This window comes from Acinetobacter entericus (genome assembly GCF_026168575.1).
GTDB lineage: Bacteria > Pseudomonadota > Gammaproteobacteria > Pseudomonadales > Moraxellaceae > Acinetobacter > Acinetobacter bouvetii.
On record NZ_JAPEQW010000015.1, the window covers coordinates 42,764 to 63,601 of the forward strand.

Below are 20,838 nucleotides of genomic sequence, written 5' to 3' on the forward strand. Positions count from 1 at the left end.
CTCAGATTCAAATGGATTTAGAGACTCGATTACTGCAGCAAATGCTGAGCGATGCAAATCAGCTTCCTGAAGTGCTGCTCTTAAAACCCGTGACCGCATCCACCAACGATGATGTTCGGGAGATTGCGCTCAAAGGCGTACAGCAAGTCCTGGTCACCAGTGTTCGGCAAACGCAGGGGCGCGGACAGCGTCAGCGCCAATGGGTGTCGCCGGAAGGCAACATCTATTTAAGCACATTGCTCAATACCCGAACAGCTATTGACGGCCGTTTAGCGCTGGAAATTGCGTTAAATATCCTGCAAATGCCGAGCCTGCAGCATTTAAATTTACAGGTAAAATGGCCAAACGACCTGTACAGCGCAGCTGGGAAATGGGGCGGCATCTTAATTGAGCCCTTGAATGCTCATCAGGCAGTGGTCGGTGTTGGACTGAATGTGCTGCCTTTGCCTAAAGAAGGGATAGATCAGGCCGTAACCTCGCTGACAGAACTGGGTTTGACCCGATTTGACCGCATTAAGCTGACTGCCGAACTGTATCTGGCGATTCAGCAGGCCGGTGAATGGTTTAATCATGAGAGCTGCAATTTGGCGGCCCGCTTCAATCATTATGCGGCCTTTAAAGACGAAGCGGTCGAAATTGAACATTTGCAGGGCATCAGCCAAGGCATATTTTGGGGTATCCGCAGCGACGGCGCTATAGAAATCCGCAATGAAAACGGCATTGAACACTTTTTTCAAGGCCGCTTGCGCAGAATCGGCGCATTGGGTCAGTGATTTAGAGATTCTTACATGAAGAATTTATGGCTTGATATTGGCAACACCCGCCTGAAATATTGGATTACCGAAAATGGGCAAATCATTGAACAGGCGGCGGAACTGCATTTGCAGTCCCCTGCAGAGCTGCTGCTGGGTTTAATTCAGCATTTTAAAAGCCTTGATTTACAGCGTGTTGGTGTTTCCTCTGTGCAGGACAAAAAGAACAATGACCGCATTAAAAAAATTCTCAAGTTTTTAGAGATTCCAATTGTCTTTGCCAAAGTGCATGCAGAATTTTCCGGCCTGCGCTGCGCATATGAAGACACCGCTAAATTCGGCATAGACCGCTGGCTGCAAATGCTGGCAGTGGTGCATGATCCGCAGCAGAAATACTGTGTGATCAGCTGCGGAACAGCTTTAACCATTGACCTGACCAATGGCTTTGAGCATTTAGGCGGCTATATTCTGCCGAATTTGTATCTGCAGCGGGATTCCCTCATCCAAAATACCAAAGGCATTAAAATTCCAGATGCATCTTTTGACGAACTCAGCCCAGGACGCAATACCATCGATGCGGTGCATCACGGCATCTTGCTCAGCCTGCTCAGCACCATTGAAAAAGTCATGGATAAATACCCCAGCAAACTGATTTTAACCGGCGGCGATGCGCCACTATTTGCTCAATATCTGCAGCGCTACCAGCCTGAAATTGAAACAGATCTGCTGCTGAAAGGCTTGCAGGTTTATATTCAGGCTTTATCGGCCTCTAAAAACTAAATCTTTTGCCTTTTGCAACATAATGCTTTCACGCATTTTTCTGCATTCAGCAAACTGCATTCCCTTCTAGCTAAGAAAAGATTGATTAAGGCCTGCTCTTAAGCCTTGGCGCATTTTTTCTAATCTTCTATTCAGCAACATGGCCAAAGGCCCGTTTCAAGATGACAATAAGGGCTTTATCAGCTCCCAAATTTCATGAAACTCGCTATAGCCGTCTTTACGCATAAAATGTCCTGCTTTTTTCACCTCAAAACATTGCGCGTTTAGCAAATTGCTTAACTGCAGCGTCAAGGGCGGCGGGACAATCGGGTCATTGGAAGACAATAAGCAAAAGGCCAAAGGCATAGAGGTCTGCAGTTTGACGCTGTCTAATTTTGCTGCCGCAATAAATTCATTTAATTCAGGTATCACCGATAAAGGCGCAGCAAAACCTGAAACAAAAATACCGGCCTGAATATTTTTTGCAGCCTTCTGAAAATGCTGAGTCAAATAATGCAGTACAGCCGCGCATCCTAGACTATGCACAACAATAATGGTGTCTTCATTCAAATGCGGAATTTGCAGTGCGAGAGATTGCTGCCAGACCTCAAAATTAGGCTGGCTGGATTCCGGCAGCATCACCCGCTTGGAAAAATGACCGGCAGCATGCACTTTCCGGCTCAGCCACGGAAACCAATGGTCATTCGGAGAAGCTTGGTAACCGTGCACAATATAGACTTTTTTCTGTTTCATATTATTCATGTTCGCGTTTTTCTTATGTATTACTGGCTGCCTATTAAAATAGCATGAGACCAGATGCATGAATATGACCTGTTTTTATAGGATTAATGGGTAAGCCTATCTATATTTTTTGCATTTGCCATTTGAATCAAAATAGGCATTAACAAAAAAAGGCGTATAAAACGCCTTTTTTTCACTTACCGCATCATCATTTATTTTTGGTCTTTGCCGCCGAATAGCGGGCCCATGCCGCCGCCGCCGCCAAACTGCTTCTGCATATTGCCCAATGATTTCATCATTTTTGCCATACCTGACGGATTGGCAAACTTTTTCATCATTTTCGCCATCTGCGCATGCTGCTTAATCAGCTTATTCACTTCCACCACATCCATTCCGCAGCCCGCTGCAATGCGCTTTTTACGGCTTGGATTCATCAGGTCTGGGTTACGGCGTTCTTTGATGGTCATCGACTGGATAATCGCTTCCATCTTTTTCACTTGCTTTTCAGGATTCGCTTGCGCCAGCGCATCTTGAATCCCGGCATTGCTCATGCCAGGCAGCTTATCCAAGAAGCCCATCATGCCGCCCATTTTATTCATTTGCTCAAACTGCATCAGCATGTCTTCAAAATTGAAGCTGCCGCCTTTTTGCAATTTTTTCGCCATTTTTTCGGCTTTTTCTTTGTCGATTTTACGTTCAACTTCTTCGACCAAAGACAGCACGTCACCCATGCCCAAGATGCGCTGCGCAACACGTTCCGGATGGAATGGCTCTAAGGCATCCAGCTTTTCGCCCATACCCAGGAATTTAATTGGCTTGCCTGTGATTGCGCGTACTGAAAGCGCCGCGCCGCCGCGGGCATCACCGTCAGTTTTAGTCAGGATCACGCCGGTAAGCGGCAATGCATCATTAAAGGCTTTGGCTGTATTGGCAGCATCCTGACCCGTCATGGCATCGACAACGAATAAAGTTTCAGTTGGCTTAATTGCCGCATGAAGCTCTTTAATTTCGTCCATCATGTCATCATCGACATGCAGGCGGCCTGCGGTATCGACAATCAAGACATCAGCAAATTGAATTTTCGCTTGTTCAATGGCACGGTTGGCAATAGTAATCGGCTTTTCATCAGCACTTGATTCAAAGAAAATCGCGCCAACTTCGCCAGCAACAGTCTGAAGCTGCTTAATGGCGGCTGGACGGTAAACGTCGGCAGAAACCATCGCGACTTTTTTCTTTTGACGTTCTTGAAGGAAACGTGCAAGTTTTGCCGCAGTAGTTGTTTTACCCGCACCCTGCAGACCGGCAAGCAAAATAACCACCGGCGGTTTGGCGGCAAGGTCAAGGCTTTCATTGGCCTCGCCCATCATTTTGGTCAGTTCGTCATGGACAATTTTGACAAACGCCTGGCCAGGCGATAACTGAGTCATCACTTCCTGACCCAATGCTTCTTCCTTAACTTTCGCGATAAACTCACGAGTTACAGGCAACGCCACATCGGCTTCAAGAAGCGCCATACGCACTTCACGCAACGTATCTTTAATATTGTCTTCGGTTAGCTGCCCAGAGCCAGTAACATTTCTTAAACTCTGCGTGAGCCGTTCTGTTAAGGTATCAAACATTGCAAAATCCGCTTAAAATGGTTGTTGCAAAAAAATCTTTCTTAAAATAGAAAATTTATGCATAGAATGCTATAGGATACTGTAGTTCGCATCGAATTTACATCTCTGAATTTTCATCATCCTGAAAAAGGTTTGACATGATTAGCCTGCCCTTGGTTTACACAATTTTAGCATTAATCGCATACACCACATCTTTTTGGTATTTGTTTATGCATTTAATGTCTAAGCGTGTTCCCAATCACTGGTTTGTCGGTGTAATTTTAAGCTTAGGCCTGCTGCTGCACGCCGGCGTCTTGTATAACGATATGCTGACACCTGCAGGCGTGAACTATAATGTGTTTAACATTATGTCCTTCACTTCCGCTCTAATGCTGCTTCTCAGCATCTTATTCAGCACCTATCGGCCAGTCTTGCCGCTGGCTTTAATCGGCATTCCTGTGGCAGCCACAGGACTGATCCTCGGCTTCGCATTCAGCAAACATGATTTATTCATTTCACAGAATTCATTCGGCCTCGACCTGCATATTATTCTGTCTTTATCTGCTTATGCTATTTTGCTGATGGCTACGATTCACGCCGTACTGCTGTGGTTCCAAGACCGTGAACTCAAAAACAAGCAAAAGCGCCGTGTTTGGGTCAACTTGCTCCCCCCCTTCCAAGCCATGGAGTCACTTCTGTTTGATATGCTGATTGCCGGTTTTTCACTGCTAACTTTAGCCTTAGGCTTTGGTTTCTTTACCATTGACAATTTTTTTGGGCAGCATTTAGCGCATAAAACAGCGTTCAGCATCGTGTCCTGGTTTGTATACGGCGCATTGCTGATTGGACATTATCAATTTGGCTGGCGCGGTCAAAAAGCCATCCGCTTTACCATTATTGGATTCTTTTTATTGGCTGTCGGATTTATTGGTTCTAAATTTGTATTGGAAATGATTTTAAACCGCTAAATACAAAGGTGCGTCTATGGAAAAAGTCTGCCCGTTTATCCTGCGAAAAAATACAGAATTTCAAACTGAGCTGTTGGTTTTTCAGCATCCGGTGTCTGGCATTCAGCTGGTCAAAGGCACGCTGGAAGAGAATGAGCCGGTTGTTGATGCGGCCATTCGAGAGCTTTTTGAAGAGTCCGGCATTATAAGAACGGCTGAGCATTGCACCTATATCGGCCAGAAACCGATTGCGTCTATGTCATGGCATTTTATTGCGGTTGATATTCAGGATCTGAGCTTAGCGGAACAGTGGCAATATCAAACCTTAGATGATTATGGCCATGTCTTCAGCTTTTTCTGGATGGCTGCGCCGTATCTGCTGGACATGGATGCCAGCCAAATGCATCCTAAATACCTAGATGCAATCCGCTATATTTTGCGCAGCCAATCCAAACCCTAGGCCTCAGCAGGCCGAATGAATTTAGGCTCCTGCTCATTTCCCATATTGTAAACATCACAGCATTAACCGCCTTAGACTGAAAAATACCGCGCCTACAGCGGTTCAGCCGCTATTTAAAATAGACTTCATAATTAATGACGGAGGTGAATTTTCCGGCATTTACCGGCTTTTTCAGAAACAGTACGCCCGCTTCAAAGTTTTTACTCAGCTGCGTTCCTGTACTGTAGCCAAAATCAACCGTGTCATTTAAGCTCAAAGGCGCGCTGTTTCCTGATTCAAACAGGCGGATTCCCACCACATCTTTCATGCCTGTTTCTATGGCAGTGACCGTTTGATCATCCACTTTATATGCCGAACTGAACACGCCAACAAAAGGGTATTTTGCGCAGTCTTTGCCATTGGTGGTGACATTAATGGTAAATGGCGTTTTCCTTAGAACGGTATTTAAGTCCTGATAAGCATAGTATTTGCCCAAATCCACACTCTGCGTGCTCAGCACAGGGACACATTCCACATAATTAATTTTAATCCCGCTGGCTTTTTCCTGAAAATTGCCGTTGCCGTTGCGCCCGCCAATACCGTCCAGCTGGAAAACATCATAGTTTTTCACTGTTGCAGGAAAGTTGCTGCCTGAACCGCGTGCCTTAATATATAAAGAATAGGTTAACGTAATGGTTTGCGGATCACTGCAGCGCCGTCCCGACGCATATTTTCCAATCAGCCGGCAATTATTTGCGGCCGTTGACGTAGACCAGTAATTATCAGATTGATAGCTGAGCGCGCGCTTGCCGGTCGCGATTTTATCGGTGGTTTTTGTAATGGGATATTCTTGGCCATTAAAACGGATGCCCATAATTAAATTGGAGTTGCCAAAATCTGTCGCTAATTTTTTCGCAGCGTCATCGACATATAAATAAGCATCTTCACTGGAGTTGGTCGTTGCATCATCATAACAGGTAAACGTCGATGAATAAGTTTGGGACTCCCAAAGCAGGGTATTGGCATCACTATTAAAGCTGGTGACCGTAATAGTGCCGACATTTGTGGTATTGGTGGTGTTTTTTGCTGTATCAATATTAAAATTGCTGGTCGCTTTGCCGCCGGACAGGCAGCGCATAGCCGATGCGCTTTGCGCAGCACTTAAACTGATGGCGATTAAAAATGCATTCAAAAGTAGTGAAAGCCATTTGCTCTTCATTTAGATTCTCCTGCTTCACATATTAATGCCAGTTCATCGTAACCAATATCACGGCTGCTGAGCTGCGGTAAAGTAAAATGACACTGCTGGTTTTCAGCACTGCCCCATTTCGCGGTCAAAACCTGCCCTGACTCAACATTAGTCAGGTAAGCCTGGCTGTCTAATCCCACCAAGCCATAACGGTTGAGGCCTTTCACATCGCTGATTTCCGTACCGGCTGCCAATCCATGGCCTTTATAGTTCAAATTGACCAGCACGCTGTAACCTGTCTTCACATCAAATTTTACTTTCACAATCGCGTATTTAGTAGGAACAATATCATTCTTCACCAATTCATCAATAAAGATATTTTGCCCTAAATCTTCCGCCTGCAGCGCTACACGGTTTTTTGCATAAGGGTTGCTGCTGCTCATAATGGCATAGCCATGCTTATCCAATTTTAAACCGGTTTGATTTTCAATACGGATATTGCTGGCGCCTTTGGCTTCAATCAAAATCGGCGAATTATACATTTGCTGCCCGAAAATTACTCCATGGGAATGTACAAGCAGGCCGCCGCTCACCCCTGCGTAAAGCTGCTGGTATTGATCTGCATAAGCATATCCCACGTTGGCATTGCCTTTTGTGCCCTGATAAGCAGCATTCACATTAAAATGATCACCGCTTCTTTCAGAATGCCCCGCCAGCAACTGCGCCTGCAGGTTTTTATCTTTCAAAAAACTCGCAGACAGCGCGCTTTGCAGTGTTGCACCCGAGCTTTCAGAATAGAGAGCGCTGTTATTGGCAATAACATCATGCTGCTTAAAGGATTTTGGCGTATCAATCGGCAGGCTCAAATTCAGCCCAACAGAATAGTCAGAACCGCTGAAGAGGCTCCTGCTGTTTTGATAATACAGGCCATAAGACATACGCTGAATATTGTTATTATAGCCAATTTGCCAATTGCGCTGATCGTATTCCTTTTGCCAAAACTGAGTATTGGATACATTGGCATACAGCTGGCCCCATTTGCCAAGACGCTGATTCAGTGAAATTTGATACTGATTTTTTTTATTGAAAAACACAGGTGAATAATATGACTGTGTTTGAATACCAGCGGAATTTGCAGGGTCATTTACTGTTGATGAGTTTTGGTACTGATATTCATACGCGCCGTTCTGCCATTGCGCCTTTTCTTGTACGGCATCTGAAAAGCTGAAATATTGCTCACTGTAATGAGATCCGGTCAGATGAATATCAGTTCCCAGTGTATTGATGGATTTTGCATAGTTCATACGCACAGCTAAACCATCTTCCTGACGGCCGCTGAGTAAAGTATTGCGGGCATAGCTCAGATCGGCAGAAACAGCGCCCCAATTTCCCAATGACCACGCTGTGCCGCCTGCAATAGAGTGATAATCCTCTGCAGCCAGTACGCCTGCATACGGCGTCAGAAAATTGTTGAAACCCAGCGTATAAGTCAGCTGGCCAAAATACGGCAGCTTTGCGCCTGAACCGCTGCGGTATTGCCCCGCAGTGATCTGATATTTATGCTGCCCAGCGCGCACCATATTCGGTATTGATGCATAAGGCTGCGTATAAGTGCGGACAGAGCCGTCACTTTCAATAATTTTGATTTCCAAATCACCGCTGTCGTTCGCGCCATATAAATCGGTGATTTCAAAATTGCCTGGCGCAACATTCATGCTGTACACCAAGTAATTATTTTGACGGATTTCGACCAGCGCATTGCTGCGCGCTGTGCCGCGGATCACTGGCGCATAGTTTTGCAAACCGATTGGCAATTGCGCCTCATCACTGCTGAATTGCAGGCCGCGGAAATTAATGCTTTCAAAAACATCGCTGCGGGTATTGGCATCGCCCAATTCCAGGCGCGCCTTTAATAGAATAATGTCGCGTTCAAGCTTATTGATGACATTGTCCCAAGATGCAGACTGCCCTGTGCTCTTTAAAAAGCTGCTCTGATTGCGGTAACGCCACGCGCCCCAATTAAAGCCGCTGTTCAATAATAGGCTGCTGTTGCTGGTATCAGGGCCTGACTGGCTTTTATAGGTATTCGTATTGGCGCTGTAATTTAAGATCAGCGCATTAATGCCCTGATCATACAGCTTTGGTGAAATATAGCCGCGCGCATTCTGCCGTAAAAAGACCTGAGGAATTGATAAATTTAACGTTTGCAGACCAGCATCAAAATTCAGTTTTGCACCGGATAATGCCGTCAGGTCATAACAGGCCGAAGATGGCTGCGCATCCGTTTGAGTGTCTAAAAGTATTTGATAGTCTTCAATAAAACTGGCATCAACACAGGGAACAACATCTTGATCTTTTTGATAAAATTTTACTTTCCTTTTTTCAATGCGTTGATTATTCAGGTAAATGCTGAAATCATAATCACCCGGCAAAATGCTGTAGCCTTTGGTGACAGCATCAAAAACCACTTGGTCGGTAACATCTTTGAGAAATGCTGTATTAAACGCTGTATCTTCGGCCTGTGTATTCAATGCAGCAAGGCTCAGACTAAGCAAAGACAGTTTTAAATAATGCAAGTTCAAATCCAACTGCAGGTCAAATCATTATTTCAAAATAACTTCGGGCATTTCAGTATTGCCGCCATAGTCATTGATATAGGTGAATTTAAGGCTTTTTATATTTTCCGGCACGTTGCGCAGCACATCAATGCTTTGGAAGGGCGGCACCATATCCTGATTCATATGGCTGATCGGCTGGCCATTTTTGCCTAAAGTCAAATCACCGATCGTAATAAATAACGGGCTTTCATTTTTCAGCTTCAATGTGCCATGTTCAACAGACCACCGAAGTTTTTTTACTGCTGCCGGCAAATCCGCTTCAATTTGCTGCGGGCGGTAGAATAATTTAATTTTTGAACGCACTGCCAGCTGTAAAGTGTTTTCCTCTTCCGGCTTTGGCGGTATTTCCTGCACATTAATCCAAACTTGGCTTTCGCGGTCTGTCGGCAAGCCTGAACCTGAATAAATGAATCGTAAAACAGATTCTTTTTGCGGTTCAATTTTAATTAACGGCGGTGTCACAATAAAAGGCACTTTAGCTGAAGCTGTTTTATCTTCACCAGCTTCAAGCCAAGTTTGCACAATATAAGGTTTAGACGCGTTATTTTTCAGATTTAACGTCGCAGCTTTGCTGTCACTGTGATAAATCACACGGCTAGCCATGGCCTGAATCGCAGCATTGCTTGGCGATGCAAACGCAAGGCCGGATAAAACAATTGCGAATAAAGATGGATTCAGGCGCATGACAGTTCCTCTCGGTGCTAAATTATTTCTGCTGCAATGTAATGCTTACAGTTGCATCTGCTTTACCTGCAGTCACAGCAGTGCCAGTCGCTTGATAGAACGCTTGCAATTGCAAAGTTCCTGCAGCAGTTGCACCAGTGCCAGACGCAGTTAAAGCAGCGTTAGAATCGGCACCAACTACTGTATTTAAATTCACTAAATTTGATGTACTGTTTGTGTTTGCAATTGCAATGCCGACACCTGTTGCAGCCGATGCTTTCAACAGCTTAGCGTTCGTTGCATCTGCTGTGCCTGCAAAGTTAACTTGATAGTTGCCAGCAACACAGTTGGCTGCGTCAATCGTAAAATTTGCTGGTGTTGATTTGTCGCCAGCTGCTTTAAACATAGACGTTGGCCATTTGCCTAAAACAACTTCATTGCTGCTGCTGTTGTTAATTTTAATATCACATGCAGCATTCACAATTTCACCAGTAAAGTTAATTTGACCCGCTGCAAATGCTGAAGTTGTGAAAGCCAATGCTGAAACTGCTGCGAATGCCAAAGAAATTTGTGTTTTCATTTACTTAACCTAAAGATAATCAATAATTTTTTTCCGCTTATTGCGGGACTTACTAAAATATGACCACAAACACAAAGAAAATACAAAATGTGACATATCTTACATTTTTTGAATCATAGCAGAAAAAAAATATTTGAAAACTCTTTTCATATATTTTTTGTAAACAAGACAGGGAAATATCAACGAAACAGCTCAAAATCGCTTTACTAAATTTTTAATATATTGTTTTTATTAAATTTGTTAATAAATAGTATTTTTAACAAAAAAATACTATTTATTGCTTAAAATATATCTAGAAATTTTATTCAAAAAAAACTAAGCTATTGAAAATAGATGAGTTATTAAAAAGAAGTCATTTATAATTTATTTCAAGATTTAAGGCTTTTTTTTCAGGAAGTTGCTTTAAATTTACCGCAAAAAAAGTGGAACGTGTTTCGGCCTGCTGCTGCAGATAGGATTGAATTTCTACAGCCGAACGATCTTCAGTCTTCATGCGCTCAATGGCGTTTGCAAATTGATTTTCTAAAACTTCACATTTTTTTTCATTATCAGAATAATTTAAATCACATGTGTTTTCATAAATTTCTCCGCTGAAATTCAGATTAATCGCTTCTTGAGCAAAAACAGCTGAAGCCGCACACACAGATATCAAAATTATTGCGATATTTTTTAACATGACACCGCCCCTGCTTATTATCTTTTATAATTTTTATAGCACAGCTGCTCAATCCGTTATTCTTCTTAATTATCAAAAAAATAAAGGATTGATAACTTGATCACATACCGCACGCTTTTAATTTCCAATTGCTCATCCTGTGTGCAGGGACACCCATATTTTATTTTTCAGTGATATCCGCCCTTTAAAACAACAGCCTCTATGCATATGCTATTTATTATAAAAAACTTAAATTAATCATGAAGTATAATTAAACAAAATTAGCAGGATAGCCAAATTTACCCCCTCGGTATTGGCTATCAAGGCTAAAAGCCTATTTGCCAAAAAATTCCCTACAAAAGCATTTTATATGATGGTTTTTAACGGCTTCAGCAGTACGCCCTATGGCCAAGCCAATCAGAATAATAATTCTGCACGGATATTCTTTTGATAATTTTATTTTAATGGTCTGATTTTGAAAAATAACCTTTGCGGCGCATTATAATATGCTGCAGCTTTCCGTCCCGATTATATGCTGTTTCATATTTTCGGCCCGCTCTATAATATCTGAAAGCGCCAGACTGCTCATATATTGACATTATCCGCCTGCGATATTAAAGCGCTTAAACCATAGAATAAAAGCGGTTTGAGCTAAACTAGACAAGTATAGGAAAACAACGTATAACTCCGTTTTTCTTCGTACAGGCAATGGCCGTGAAACTTATATTAGCACCCATGGAAGGCTTAACCGATCCAATTATGCGCGATGTTCTCACATCCGTCGGGAGCTTTGACTGGTGTGTCACTGAGTTTATCCGGGTCACCAATTCCGTCCTGCCCGACCATGTCTATCACTCCTATTGCCCTGAATTGCTCAATGAGGGGAAAACGGCAGCAGGCACGCCTGTACATGTGCAGTTTTTAGGAAATGATCCTGAAATGATGGCAGCTAATGCGATTCGCGCGGTTGCCTTAGGCGCACCTGCAATTGATATGAATTTTGGCTGTCCTGCAAAAACAGTTAACCGTCACCGTGGCGGTTCCGTGCTGCTGGATGAACCTGAAGTTGTGTATGAATTAGTCAAAGCTGTACGTGATGCTGTACCAAGCCATATTCCGGTATCGGCAAAAATGCGCTTAGGCTATATGGACCGCAATTTCACGATGGAAAATGCCCATGCCATTGAAGATGCTGGCGCAACATGGGTTACTGTGCATGCCCGCACCAAAGCTGACGGCTATACTCCGCCCGCCTTTTGGGATCAGCTGCGCCCCATCCGCGAAGCATTAAAAATTAATGTGATTGCCAATGGTGAAATTTGGAATAATGCCGATGCCAAGCAGTGCCGGATTGAATCAGGCTGTGAAGATCTAATGATTGGACGCGGAGCTGTGACCACCCCGGACATTACCCAATGCATCCGCCAAAATACCAATGACGCGCTGATTACATGGAATGAGCTGATTCAGTTGCAGATCCGCTTTTTAAACGGCACATATAAAAAAGAAATGAATATGGTGGGCCGCTATAAGCAATGGCTGGGCATGATGTCTAAGCATTATCCTGAAGCCAAAGAGCTTTGGAATGAAGTGAAAAAAGTTAGGCCGCTCGAAGAAATTGTGCAGAAACTGCAAAGCCATCAATAAATACATGGATTAAGATCTAAAAGCCCTTTCTCAAAAGGGCTTTTTCATCTATAGCTGAATATCCAGATCAGATGCTCTAAGCAAATTCAGCCTGCAGCAAAAATTCAATTTCGTCCGCCGAAAATTCTTTCAAATAGGATGACGTCGGGTTTAAGACCAAAATTGCACCTTGCGTCATTTCCAATAAGTTTCTGGCAGGCATGCTCAGATAAGGTTCACCTGCATCTCAATCAGCATAAATCATTTCAGATGACAAAAAAATGGGATGGCCTGCTGCCAAGTTCTGCTTGCAGCATGCAGAGTTGAATGCGGCCATTCGCTTGCGCTAGGCCTAGACAGTAAATTTCTGAAAGCAGCAATTGCTTCAAAAATGCAGGCGCGTTTTCAGGATTTTCGGCAGCCTGGTGAAAAAGCGCGTCTAAACGCGGATTGCTCATCATATTGTTCTTGTTGAGTTGCTTTTATTTTGCAGAGCATCATAGCAAAAGCGTTCAAAAGTAGAATTGCTGTCAGCGGACTCAGCTGTTTACTATGTATGCATATTTTAAACCGTTTCATTTTTCTGCCTTAGGTTTTCCACATGGGTCCGATTGGTCTTCCATGACTTTTCCAGCACTGCTTTTTCAATCCGCAATTGAATCCGTTTCAGCGTCATCTCCGGAATCAGCTCTTCACGGAAACCTTTGACATAATCTGCCCATGCGGCGCCGCGGAATACATTCTCAGGCATAGAGCTCTTAAATTCACAGTCTGGCATAAACACCACAATCGAATGCATCCATGCCGGCTCAACAAGATCGCTCAAAAGGGTTTGCAAAACTTTTTGATGCTTATAGTTTTGATGCAATGGATTTTGAAACTTAAACGATTTTTTATAAATTTTCTGCGTCCACATTTTTTGACGCGCGCCGCCAAAGATCCAGCCCTTATAATTTTTGGTTTCAATGACAAAAATGCCGTAAGGGCTTAATAAAATATGGTCAATCTGCGTGGTTTGATTCTGCTCATCAGGTAAAGTGCAATCGTTCAATAAACTGTACTTTTCTTTATCCAAATACAGTTTAGCCTGTGTGCTGACTGCAAACTCGCCTATTTTCCCTTTCAGAAAAGGCGTAAATACTTTGAAAAGGCCAGCAGCAACAAGCAATAAAATCAGCCACCATAGCTGTGAAAACAGCGGGGAAAAAATTTGCACTATATCCATTCAATCCAGTTCATATTATAGTTTTAACAAAAATAACATAAACTTACTGAGTTCATAAAGTTTCTAATTTCAATAGAATATCCTTATTTTCCAGCCCGCCGGCAAAGCCCACCAATTTGCCATTCGCCCCCACTACACGGTGGCACGGCGCAATAATCGAAATTGGATTTTTACCGTTGGCTGCGCCGACTGCACGCACCGCTTTGACATTGCCGATCTGTTCAGCAATTTGCTTGTAGCTGCGGGTTTCACCAAAAGGAATGGTCAACAGCACCTGCCAAACTTTTTCTTGAAATTCAGTCCCTTCAAAATCCAAAGGCAAATCAAAAACTTTACGTTGACCTGAAAAATATTCATTCAACTGCTTTTGGGTTTCTAGCAAAATTGGATGTTTTTTATCTTCAATCAGCTCTGCCAAACGAACACGTTTTGGGTCTTCATTTTCCCAAAGCACCGCAACAAGCGCTGTGTCATGCGCAACCAGCTTAAGCAAACCAACAGGTGAAGCCATTTCCATAAAAGACAATTGCATGCTTGATCCATATCGTTCAGGGCGTTTGAAATATAACTCAACTCGATGAAAGTTTCATCAGCACCAACCCCGAAATAATCAAGACTGCCGCCAGCATGCGCATTGCCGAAGCAGGCTCGCCTAAAAATAAAATACCCACTGCAAATGAGCCAACCGCCCCAATGCCTGTCCAAACAGTATACGCTGTACCCAGCGGCAAAGTTTTCATGGCATAAGACAGCAAAGCAAAACTTGCGATCATAAAAACAATGGTCAGCACACTTGGAACGAATTTAGAAAACCCATCAGACACTTTCATAAAGTATGCCCAAACCACTTCCAAAAATCCTGCAACAAGCAATAAAACCCAAGCCATATCCTAAATCCAATCTAATTTTCAGCCACTTAAATGAAAAATCACAAATATAAAAAAGAGCCATATGGTTGAATATGGCTCTTTAGAAACTTCAATATTAACTTGATGAAAGCTTCATCAGCACAAGGCCTGAAATAATCAATACCGCTACCAGCATGCGCACCGCAGTCGCAGGTTCACCCAAAATAAAAATACCGACCAGAAATGAGCCGACCGCACCAATCCCCGTCCAAATAGTATACGCCGTTCCCAGCGGCAAAGTACGCATTGCATACGCCAGCAGGCCAAAGCTTAAAATCATAAAAAATAAGGTGATAATGCTTGGGGTGAGCTTGGTGAAACCTTCGGACATTTTCATGCTGTATGCCCAAACGATTTCAAAAAGGCCCGCAAAGATAAGAAAAATCCAAGCCATGATATCTGCTCCAAATTTAAATTAGAGTCAGGTCGTCCTGACGAATTTTCTCAAGAGATGAAGCTTTAGATTAAAACTCAAAAATGAGGGAGGTCGTTCCTCCTTATAATGGTGCAATCATAGCGAATTATGAATTCTTTTGGGGCAATTTTTACAACTTATGACCAAAAATAAACCTATAAAAAATAGGACTTTAAGATTACCTCTTAAAGCCCTATGGTTACGATAATGATAAATACTTATTTCTTAAAACTTAAAGCGCACACCTGCGCCATACAGCCAGCCCTTTTCAGAATCTGACTGAACTTGCCACAGTGTTTCATCATTGCCCTTCGAATATTCATAAGCAATGTCGAGATACGGCATGACTTTTTTACTGATCTCATAACGGGTTTCCAAACCAGCGGTGACATTGCTCAATCCTGCTTTTTTAGCATATTTAGAGTCATCACTGAAGATCACTTTCAGGTCTAAATACGGCTGAACAATCAGCTTTTGTGTGATCAATAAATCTCGCTCCGTCTCAAGGCTAAAACCTGCATAGCTGTCCTCACCGGCATAGAGATAAGCATCGGTTTCAAAGAAATACGGCGCCATGCCATGCAGGCCAATTACCGCATCGACATTTTCTTCAGTGTCTTTACGGTGATGATCGAGTTCGACTTTTTCACTTCGATAACGTGCGCCGATTTGCGCATCCCAAAAATCTGAAATCATGCGGCTATACAAAATTTTGGCATCATAATGTGTATCATGCGACTCTTGTTTTTCCGCATGCACTTTAATGAAAACTTTGTTTTCATCTGTCCCGATGCGGGTTTCAAACTCGGACTTTAAAGCGCCGGCACCATCTTCATTCACCAGCCATTTATTGTCGACCGTGGTCACCGCATAAATCTGTGCGCCATGCTCTTTGCGGTGATTATGCCCTTGGTGCGCAGTTTCAACCGATGCCGATGCGGGTGCCGAATGAGTTGTATGGTCTTGCACAGGCTGCGCTTCAGGAACACTTTGTACTGCAGGGGCAATATGCTGTGAATGGTCCATTTCGCCATGCTTCATATCAGCATGATTCATTTCTGCATGGTTCATCTGCTGGTGATTCATTTGAGAATGATCCATAGGCATAGCTGTAGTGGTCGCTTTTGCACCATGATCGTCACCATTATGCGCAAAACTCACCGCACTGATCATCAGCAAAGAACTGCTTAAAACACTTTTAGAAAAAAGATTAATGATGCGCATGATGATCTCCTTTCTGAGCATTTTGGTCCTGCTGTTTTTTCGCGGCATCTTGCTGCTGATCTTTTGCAGGCTGTGATTGCTGATGATTCATATGCGCTGAATGATCTTCAGGATTCATCTGCATATGCTGTTCATGCGCTTGCGCAGAATGCTGTGAATGATCCACCTGCTGGCTCATTGCCGAAGTATCTATGCCTTTTTTGACAGATGAATGATGACCGTCATGCGCCAAGCTCAACGTACTCAAACCCAAGACTGCAGCAGAGAAAACCGCTTTCAATACAAAATTAGTGATGTGCATGTTCAGCCCCTTTTTGCTCAGCTGCCGGTGTGGCTTGCTTCATTTTTGCTGCACTTTGAATGGGTGATGTCGAAACTTTGCCATCAGTAACATTCGCGACAATCAGCTTGTTCATCATGCCTGCACTCATGTGATACAGCAGGTGGCAATGAATCGCCCACTCCCCCAATTCATCCGCGGTCAGTAAAGCCGTCACGGTTTTGCCCGGCGGCACAATCACTGTATGCTTATTGGGCATATCCGCCGCAGGCTGGCCATTTTCCAGCTGCATAAACATGCCGTGCAGATGCATGGGATGCGCCATCATGCTGTCATTGATAAATTTGATTCGGATACGCTCGCCATACTTCACTTTCAGCGGTTCAGCATCACTGAATTTTTTGCCGTTGATGGTCCAGATATAGCGCTCCATCGTGCCGCCCAGACGGATGACCAGTTCACTGGCCGCTGCGCGGGTATCCGCTTGAGGATGTAAAGATTTTAAATCACTGTATTGCAGTGCTTTATCACCTTCTGGCGTAGAGGCATTGGCCCAGCCATATACAGGCTGATCATTTTTCTGCGGCATATGCTGTGAATGATCCATGTCCGGCATCTCATCATGATTCATTTTTGAATGATCCATGTCCGGCATTGCATCAGGAGTCATCTTCGAATGATCCATGCCTTGCATATCGCCATGTCCCATATCTTCCATCGTCAGCAGGGAGCGCGGACGCGGTGCAGGCATGTGAATGCCGTGAGTCATTGGATTCAATTCATTGTGCAGCGTGCCCACAGCAAAGCCTGAACGGTCAATGGATTCCGCCTCTATCTGATAGTGCCCGTTTTCCGGTGCAACGATCACATCATAGGTTTCTGCGGTGCCGATGCGGAACTCATCCACAGGCACCGGCTTAACCGGCTGACCGTCCGCACTGACCACCGTCATTTTCAGGCTGGGAATGCGCACATCAAAAAAAGACATGGCCGAGGCATTAATAAAACGCAGGCGGACTTTTTCGTTCGGCTTAAACATGCCTGTCCAATTCTGTTCAGGCGTTTTGCCATTGATGAGGAAGGTATAGCCGGTGACATCGGACAGATCCGTTTTCAGCATGCGCATCTGATTCCACATTTTGCGGTCAGCCCATGTCGCTTTCAGCCCATCCCGCTGGACCTGTTTCCACACATCGCCCAGTGTTTCACGCTGATTTTGATAGTACTCTGCAGAAATTTTCAGATTTTTCTGAATCTGATCGCTGCCCTGCTCATGAAAATCCGACAGCATCACCACATAATCACGCTGAGTTTTTTCATGCGGCGCCAAAGGCTGTTTCCCTTTCGGATAAATCACCAAAGCGCCGTACAGGCCATCTTGCTCCTGCCCTTTAGAATGCGCGTGATACCAATAAGTACCGCTTTGACGCACCTTGAATTTATAAACAAACTCTTTATTTGGCCCAATGCCGTTGAAACCGTTAAAGCCTGGCACGCCATCCATGATGCCTGGCAGCAGCAGGCCATGCCAATGGATGGAAGAGTCTTTATTTTTCAGATGATTTTTGACCCGGATCACTGCATCATCGCCTTCTTCAAACTCTAAAAGCGGAGCAGGAAACTGACCGTTTACGGTTATCCGCGTGAGCGGTTTTCCTGTGACCTGAACTGTGCCCTCGTCAATAATGAGCGAGTATTCTTTCACAGCAGCATACAGCGCTGTAGATGATATGAAGCAAACACCTGCAAACAGGCTTTGACTGAATTTACTGGACATAACTTAATCCTGATTTTTTAAAGGGACTTTGAGATAAAAGTGTTCTAAAAAACGGATTAAGCTTTAGGAGGGCGCAGCAGTTCCTGCCAATGACCAGGCAAATACTGCGCAGTGTAGGTGATATTGGGCTGTTCAGAAGCCAGCTTCAATTCAGGCAAAGAAAACTGAACGGCATGCATTTCTAAAGAAACTGAGGCAATTTGGCAGTGCCACAAGGCACAGTCAGCACATTGCATGTTACTGCCCATGGGAGCGGGATTGGTCTGGCAGTGCTCTGAAGCCTGAGCTACAGGCTGAAGTGATGTCTTGCCTTGATGGCAGTCCTGCATTTGCATATTGGACGCGGCTGAGCCGGAAGAAGCCTGCTGCGCCATGGCATGCGGGGCAGCTGAATCATGCTTCGCCATCACGCCATGAGGCACAGTATGCATCGGTGCTGTCTGCACATGAGACATAGTAGCCTGCGCATTGTCTGCTTGAGCATTCCTCAACTGCGGCGCTTCAGACTGAGCGCTGCTGGCCTCAACGGCTTGGCTCATCATCAGCAAGTGAATAGGCTTTTGCACAGCAAAGGCAACACTGCTCCATCCGATGACCAATGCCATCAGAAAAGCGAAGCTGGTATACCGCCGCATGAGTTTCAGCAAGCCTATTCTGCCTTCAGCATAAAATGAGAATCCGTCAATCACTGCATCAGCTGTTGCCCGATGAGCAATTTCGCCAATTATTTTGCAGTTTTCCACATCCCCTGATGTGTCTTTCCATCATAAAGAACTGCGCACTTATGCACAACACCCTAAATTTATCCGTAAAACGGTTTTTCCCTTTTTGGCAAATCATTTAAAACAATGCAGTTATATTTTGAGCAGCGCCTTTTTTAAGAAATGCTGAATAAACAATCAATAATTCAAACACTTTAAAACAATAAAAATGGCTCAAATGAGCCATTTTTATACAAATAAAGTCTAATTAATAACCCTTTGATACACTGTTGTTTATTCTTTATTCAAGTTATCCATATAGTTATCGACATAGATATCCATATGTTTATCCATAAGGTTATCCACAGATCGTATCGGATTTATTCATAACAGCTTAAGCTTCTACTGCACCAGCTTTTGCCAATTCAGAACGCATTTCATCAATCACAGCTTTATAATCCGGCTTGCCGAAAATTGCTGAACCGGCAACAAACATATCTGCGCCCGCCTCTGCAATTTCACGGATATTGCCGGGCCCTACGCCACCATCCACTTCCAGACGGATGTCACGGCCTGAAGCATCAATAATTTTTCGCGCTTGACGCAATTTCTCCAACGTCATTGGAATAAATTTCTGACCGCCAAAGCCCGGGTTAACACTCATCAGCAAGATTTGATCGACTTTATCCAAAACATAGTCCAAATAGTGCAGCGGTGTTGCAGGGTTGAAGACCAGACCCGCTTTCGCGCCGCCAGCTTTGATCAGCTGCAAAGAACGGTCAATATGATCTGTCGCTTCCGGATGGAACGTAATAATATCCGCACCCGCTTCCAAAAAGTCGCCAATCATGCGGTCGACTGGCGACACCATTAAATGCACATCAATCGGCGCTTGAATGCCGTATTTTTTCAAGGCTTTGCACACGCCTGCACCAAAAGTCAGATTCGGCACATAGTGATTATCCATCACATCAAAATGCACAACATCTGCGCCGGCCTGCAGAACATTGTCCACTTCTTCACCTAAACGGGCAAAGTCAGCAGATAAAATGGAAGGCGCAATTAAAAATGGCTTGGACATGATGAACCTGGCTATGGAGAAGTAGTATTTTTACAGTATAGCAAAACTGGCTGATCGGCGCTTGCCTGCTGCTGCGCATTGCCATGGTAAATATTATTAAGGCAAGAAGGCTGGCCGCATCAGCAAAAATAAGCTTTGCCATCACGGATCTATGCTCAAAAAAGAGGCTCAACACGAACCATCAGCCGCAAGATTGCTTTTAAACAATGCGCTGCAATTTTTGAGTAGGCATCTGCAGATAAATGCTTTAAGGTCTAAGGCCTTTTCATCTTTATCTGCGGATCAGTATGCCTCAATCCTCTCGTAGCCAAATTGCGACAGGGCAAGCGGCTCGAATTGCCAAACGCTTGCTTAATCATTGGAAACACAAATTTGACGTTTCTGAGTCGGAGACCCTGCTGCAGATTTTCATGCCGACTGCTGAAATTCAGCTTAGCCCTGACACTGCGCATCTGAACGTAGCGATTATCGCGGCAACGCCAGATGCTGATTTGCCCCGCTTAGAACAGGTGGTGCTGGATCATTTAATCCGCATGGGGCAAGAAGAACTTAGCGCAGAATGGCTGCGTTCAGAATAAAATGCTGCCATCTGCTGCCCAATATAATTTGAGGCAAGCAGAATAGCTGCGCTTGCCTCAAAAGGACTCTTCTTAAGAAAAG

At 44.1% G+C, this 20,838-nt stretch carries 24 protein-coding genes; 6 read left to right on the top strand and 18 right to left on the bottom strand.

The features are described 5' to 3' along the window. The first annotated feature begins 11 nt into the window (after nucleotides 1-11). Nucleotides 12-773 (top strand): biotin--[acetyl-CoA-carboxylase] ligase, encoded by a 762-nt coding sequence (locus tag OKC24_RS12335; protein WP_131277712.1) that lies wholly within the window; start codon nucleotides 12-14, stop codon nucleotides 771-773. Nucleotides 774-788: 15 nt separating this feature from the next. After that, nucleotides 789-1,532 (top strand): type III pantothenate kinase, encoded by a 744-nt coding sequence (locus tag OKC24_RS12340; RefSeq protein WP_130147606.1) that lies wholly within the window; start codon nucleotides 789-791, stop codon nucleotides 1,530-1,532. A 156-nt stretch (nucleotides 1,533-1,688) separates the two neighbouring features. On the opposite strand, the gene OKC24_RS12345 is transcribed toward OKC24_RS12340, so the two are convergent. Both OKC24_RS12345 and ffh read right to left on the bottom strand, forming a co-directional pair. Then, nucleotides 1,689-2,273 carry an RBBP9/YdeN family alpha/beta hydrolase gene (locus OKC24_RS12345; RefSeq protein ID WP_265465400.1) on the bottom strand — a complete coding sequence of 195 codons (585 nt, stop codon included), beginning with the start codon at nucleotides 2,271-2,273 and terminating at the stop codon, nucleotides 1,689-1,691. Nucleotides 2,274-2,464: 191 nt separating this feature from the next. Beyond that, nucleotides 2,465-3,871, bottom strand: coding sequence for a signal recognition particle protein (ffh, locus tag OKC24_RS12350; RefSeq protein WP_130147602.1), 1,407 nt, complete (start codon nucleotides 3,869-3,871; stop codon nucleotides 2,465-2,467). Between the two features lie 137 nt (nucleotides 3,872-4,008). Between ffh and OKC24_RS12355 the strand changes: the two genes are divergently transcribed. Together OKC24_RS12355 and OKC24_RS12360 are read left to right on the top strand one after the other, a co-directional pair. Further along, nucleotides 4,009-4,818: a cytochrome C assembly family protein gene (locus OKC24_RS12355; protein WP_130147600.1), complete on the top strand. Its 810-nt coding sequence runs from the start codon at nucleotides 4,009-4,011 to the stop codon at nucleotides 4,816-4,818. A gap of 16 nt (nucleotides 4,819-4,834) precedes the next feature. Continuing rightward, nucleotides 4,835-5,257 (top strand): NUDIX domain-containing protein, encoded by a 423-nt coding sequence (locus tag OKC24_RS12360; protein WP_131277714.1) that lies wholly within the window; start codon nucleotides 4,835-4,837, stop codon nucleotides 5,255-5,257. 109 nt (nucleotides 5,258-5,366) lie between these two features. On the opposite strand, the gene OKC24_RS12365 is transcribed toward OKC24_RS12360, so the two are convergent. From OKC24_RS12365 to OKC24_RS12385, 5 genes are all read right to left on the bottom strand, one after another. After that, complete coding sequence (locus OKC24_RS12365) at nucleotides 5,367-6,455, bottom strand: fimbrial protein (protein ID WP_131277716.1); 1,089 nt, start codon at nucleotides 6,453-6,455, stop codon at nucleotides 5,367-5,369. Next, nucleotides 6,452-9,001, bottom strand: coding sequence for a fimbria/pilus outer membrane usher protein (locus OKC24_RS12370; RefSeq protein ID WP_265465405.1), 2,550 nt, complete (start codon nucleotides 8,999-9,001; stop codon nucleotides 6,452-6,454). The genes OKC24_RS12365 and OKC24_RS12370 overlap by 4 nt, the downstream gene beginning before the upstream one ends. A gap of 27 nt (nucleotides 9,002-9,028) precedes the next feature. Beyond that, nucleotides 9,029-9,727 carry a fimbrial biogenesis chaperone gene (locus tag OKC24_RS12375; RefSeq protein ID WP_130147592.1) on the bottom strand — a complete coding sequence of 233 codons (699 nt, stop codon included), beginning with the start codon at nucleotides 9,725-9,727 and terminating at the stop codon, nucleotides 9,029-9,031. 22 nt (nucleotides 9,728-9,749) lie between these two features. Further along, complete coding sequence (locus tag OKC24_RS12380; protein ID WP_130147590.1) at nucleotides 9,750-10,286, bottom strand: fimbrial protein; 537 nt, start codon at nucleotides 10,284-10,286, stop codon at nucleotides 9,750-9,752. Between the two features lie 352 nt (nucleotides 10,287-10,638). Then, a complete protein-coding gene (locus OKC24_RS12385) occupies nucleotides 10,639-10,962 on the bottom strand; it encodes a fimbrial protein (protein ID WP_130147589.1) in 324 nt (107 codons plus the stop codon). Nucleotides 10,963-11,655: 693 nt separating this feature from the next. Between OKC24_RS12385 and OKC24_RS12390 the strand changes: the two genes are divergently transcribed. Next, on the top strand, nucleotides 11,656-12,588 hold the full coding sequence (locus tag OKC24_RS12390; RefSeq protein WP_130147587.1) for a tRNA dihydrouridine synthase: 933 nt from the start codon (nucleotides 11,656-11,658) through the stop codon (nucleotides 12,586-12,588). A 76-nt stretch (nucleotides 12,589-12,664) separates the two neighbouring features. Here OKC24_RS12390 and OKC24_RS12395 read toward each other — a convergent pair whose 3' ends face one another. The 11 genes from OKC24_RS12395 to rpe form a co-directional block, all read right to left on the bottom strand. Beyond that, nucleotides 12,665-12,790 (bottom strand): hypothetical protein, encoded by a 126-nt coding sequence (locus tag OKC24_RS12395; protein ID WP_228257635.1) that lies wholly within the window; start codon nucleotides 12,788-12,790, stop codon nucleotides 12,665-12,667. A gap of 43 nt (nucleotides 12,791-12,833) precedes the next feature. Continuing rightward, entirely contained in the window at nucleotides 12,834-13,028 is a 195-nt protein-coding gene (locus tag OKC24_RS12400) for a hypothetical protein (protein ID WP_228257634.1), read from the bottom strand. 104 nt (nucleotides 13,029-13,132) lie between these two features. Continuing rightward, entirely contained in the window at nucleotides 13,133-13,792 is a 660-nt protein-coding gene (locus OKC24_RS12405; protein WP_130147585.1) for a nuclease-related domain-containing protein, read from the bottom strand. A gap of 52 nt (nucleotides 13,793-13,844) precedes the next feature. Next, on the bottom strand, nucleotides 13,845-14,324 hold the full coding sequence (locus OKC24_RS12410) for a methylated-DNA--[protein]-cysteine S-methyltransferase (RefSeq protein ID WP_130147583.1): 480 nt from the start codon (nucleotides 14,322-14,324) through the stop codon (nucleotides 13,845-13,847). Nucleotides 14,325-14,361: 37 nt separating this feature from the next. Then, nucleotides 14,362-14,679 (bottom strand): DMT family transporter, encoded by a 318-nt coding sequence (locus tag OKC24_RS12415; RefSeq protein WP_130147581.1) that lies wholly within the window; start codon nucleotides 14,677-14,679, stop codon nucleotides 14,362-14,364. A gap of 97 nt (nucleotides 14,680-14,776) precedes the next feature. After that, nucleotides 14,777-15,094 (bottom strand): DMT family transporter, encoded by a 318-nt coding sequence (locus tag OKC24_RS12420; protein WP_130147579.1) that lies wholly within the window; start codon nucleotides 15,092-15,094, stop codon nucleotides 14,777-14,779. Between the two features lie 246 nt (nucleotides 15,095-15,340). Beyond that, nucleotides 15,341-16,339: a copper resistance protein B gene (locus tag OKC24_RS12425; RefSeq protein WP_130147577.1), complete on the bottom strand. Its 999-nt coding sequence runs from the start codon at nucleotides 16,337-16,339 to the stop codon at nucleotides 15,341-15,343. After that, nucleotides 16,326-16,640: a hypothetical protein gene (locus OKC24_RS12430; RefSeq protein ID WP_130147575.1), complete on the bottom strand. Its 315-nt coding sequence runs from the start codon at nucleotides 16,638-16,640 to the stop codon at nucleotides 16,326-16,328. The genes OKC24_RS12425 and OKC24_RS12430 overlap by 14 nt, the downstream gene beginning before the upstream one ends. After that, nucleotides 16,627-18,396, bottom strand: a complete 1,770-nt coding sequence (locus OKC24_RS12435; RefSeq protein ID WP_131277720.1) for a multicopper oxidase domain-containing protein — start codon at nucleotides 18,394-18,396, stop codon at nucleotides 16,627-16,629. Before OKC24_RS12435 ends, OKC24_RS12430 begins: the two co-directional genes overlap by 14 nt. Nucleotides 18,397-18,452: 56 nt before the next feature. Further along, nucleotides 18,453-19,139, bottom strand: coding sequence for a hypothetical protein (locus OKC24_RS12440; RefSeq protein ID WP_265465417.1), 687 nt, complete (start codon nucleotides 19,137-19,139; stop codon nucleotides 18,453-18,455). Between the two features lie 352 nt (nucleotides 19,140-19,491). After that, entirely contained in the window at nucleotides 19,492-20,178 is a 687-nt protein-coding gene (gene rpe, locus OKC24_RS12445; protein ID WP_005011938.1) for a ribulose-phosphate 3-epimerase, read from the bottom strand. 287 nt (nucleotides 20,179-20,465) lie between these two features. Here rpe and OKC24_RS12450 point away from each other — a divergent pair, with 287 nt between their 5' ends. Further along, on the top strand, nucleotides 20,466-20,756 hold the full coding sequence (locus OKC24_RS12450) for a DUF2218 domain-containing protein (protein ID WP_131277724.1): 291 nt from the start codon (nucleotides 20,466-20,468) through the stop codon (nucleotides 20,754-20,756). Nucleotides 20,757-20,838 lie beyond the last annotated feature (82 nt).

Bases quoted from the DNA above. Each gene is read 5' to 3' on its own strand.
- OKC24_RS12335 (WP_131277712.1), top strand. From the start codon at position 12: ATGGATTTAGAGACTCGATTACTGCAGCAAATGCTGAGCGATGCAAAT.
- OKC24_RS12340 (WP_130147606.1), top strand. From the start codon at position 789: ATGAAGAATTTATGGCTTGATATTGGCAACACCCGCCTGAAATATTGG.
- OKC24_RS12345 (WP_265465400.1), bottom strand. From the start codon at position 2,273: ATGAATAATATGAAACAGAAAAAAGTCTATATTGTGCACGGTTACCAA.
- ffh (WP_130147602.1), bottom strand. From the start codon at position 3,871: ATGTTTGATACCTTAACAGAACGGCTCACGCAGAGTTTAAGAAATGTT.
- OKC24_RS12355 (WP_130147600.1), top strand. From the start codon at position 4,009: ATGATTAGCCTGCCCTTGGTTTACACAATTTTAGCATTAATCGCATAC.
- OKC24_RS12360 (WP_131277714.1), top strand. From the start codon at position 4,835: ATGGAAAAAGTCTGCCCGTTTATCCTGCGAAAAAATACAGAATTTCAA.
- OKC24_RS12365 (WP_131277716.1), bottom strand. From the start codon at position 6,455: ATGAAGAGCAAATGGCTTTCACTACTTTTGAATGCATTTTTAATCGCC.
- OKC24_RS12375 (WP_130147592.1), bottom strand. From the start codon at position 9,727: ATGCGCCTGAATCCATCTTTATTCGCAATTGTTTTATCCGGCCTTGCG.
- OKC24_RS12380 (WP_130147590.1), bottom strand. From the start codon at position 10,286: ATGAAAACACAAATTTCTTTGGCATTCGCAGCAGTTTCAGCATTGGCT.
- OKC24_RS12385 (WP_130147589.1), bottom strand. From the start codon at position 10,962: ATGTTAAAAAATATCGCAATAATTTTGATATCTGTGTGTGCGGCTTCA.
- OKC24_RS12395 (WP_228257635.1), bottom strand. From the start codon at position 12,790: ATGCCTGCCAGAAACTTATTGGAAATGACGCAAGGTGCAATTTTGGTC.
- OKC24_RS12400 (WP_228257634.1), bottom strand. From the start codon at position 13,028: ATGATGAGCAATCCGCGTTTAGACGCGCTTTTTCACCAGGCTGCCGAA.
- OKC24_RS12405 (WP_130147585.1), bottom strand. From the start codon at position 13,792: ATGGATATAGTGCAAATTTTTTCCCCGCTGTTTTCACAGCTATGGTGG.
- OKC24_RS12410 (WP_130147583.1), bottom strand. From the start codon at position 14,324: ATGCAATTGTCTTTTATGGAAATGGCTTCACCTGTTGGTTTGCTTAAG.
- OKC24_RS12415 (WP_130147581.1), bottom strand. From the start codon at position 14,679: ATGGCTTGGGTTTTATTGCTTGTTGCAGGATTTTTGGAAGTGGTTTGG.
- OKC24_RS12420 (WP_130147579.1), bottom strand. From the start codon at position 15,094: ATGGCTTGGATTTTTCTTATCTTTGCGGGCCTTTTTGAAATCGTTTGG.
- OKC24_RS12425 (WP_130147577.1), bottom strand. From the start codon at position 16,339: ATGCGCATCATTAATCTTTTTTCTAAAAGTGTTTTAAGCAGTTCTTTG.
- OKC24_RS12430 (WP_130147575.1), bottom strand. From the start codon at position 16,640: ATGCACATCACTAATTTTGTATTGAAAGCGGTTTTCTCTGCTGCAGTC.
- OKC24_RS12435 (WP_131277720.1), bottom strand. From the start codon at position 18,396: ATGTCCAGTAAATTCAGTCAAAGCCTGTTTGCAGGTGTTTGCTTCATA.
- rpe (WP_005011938.1), bottom strand. From the start codon at position 20,178: ATGTCCAAGCCATTTTTAATTGCGCCTTCCATTTTATCTGCTGACTTT.
- OKC24_RS12450 (WP_131277724.1), top strand. From the start codon at position 20,466: ATGCCTCAATCCTCTCGTAGCCAAATTGCGACAGGGCAAGCGGCTCGA.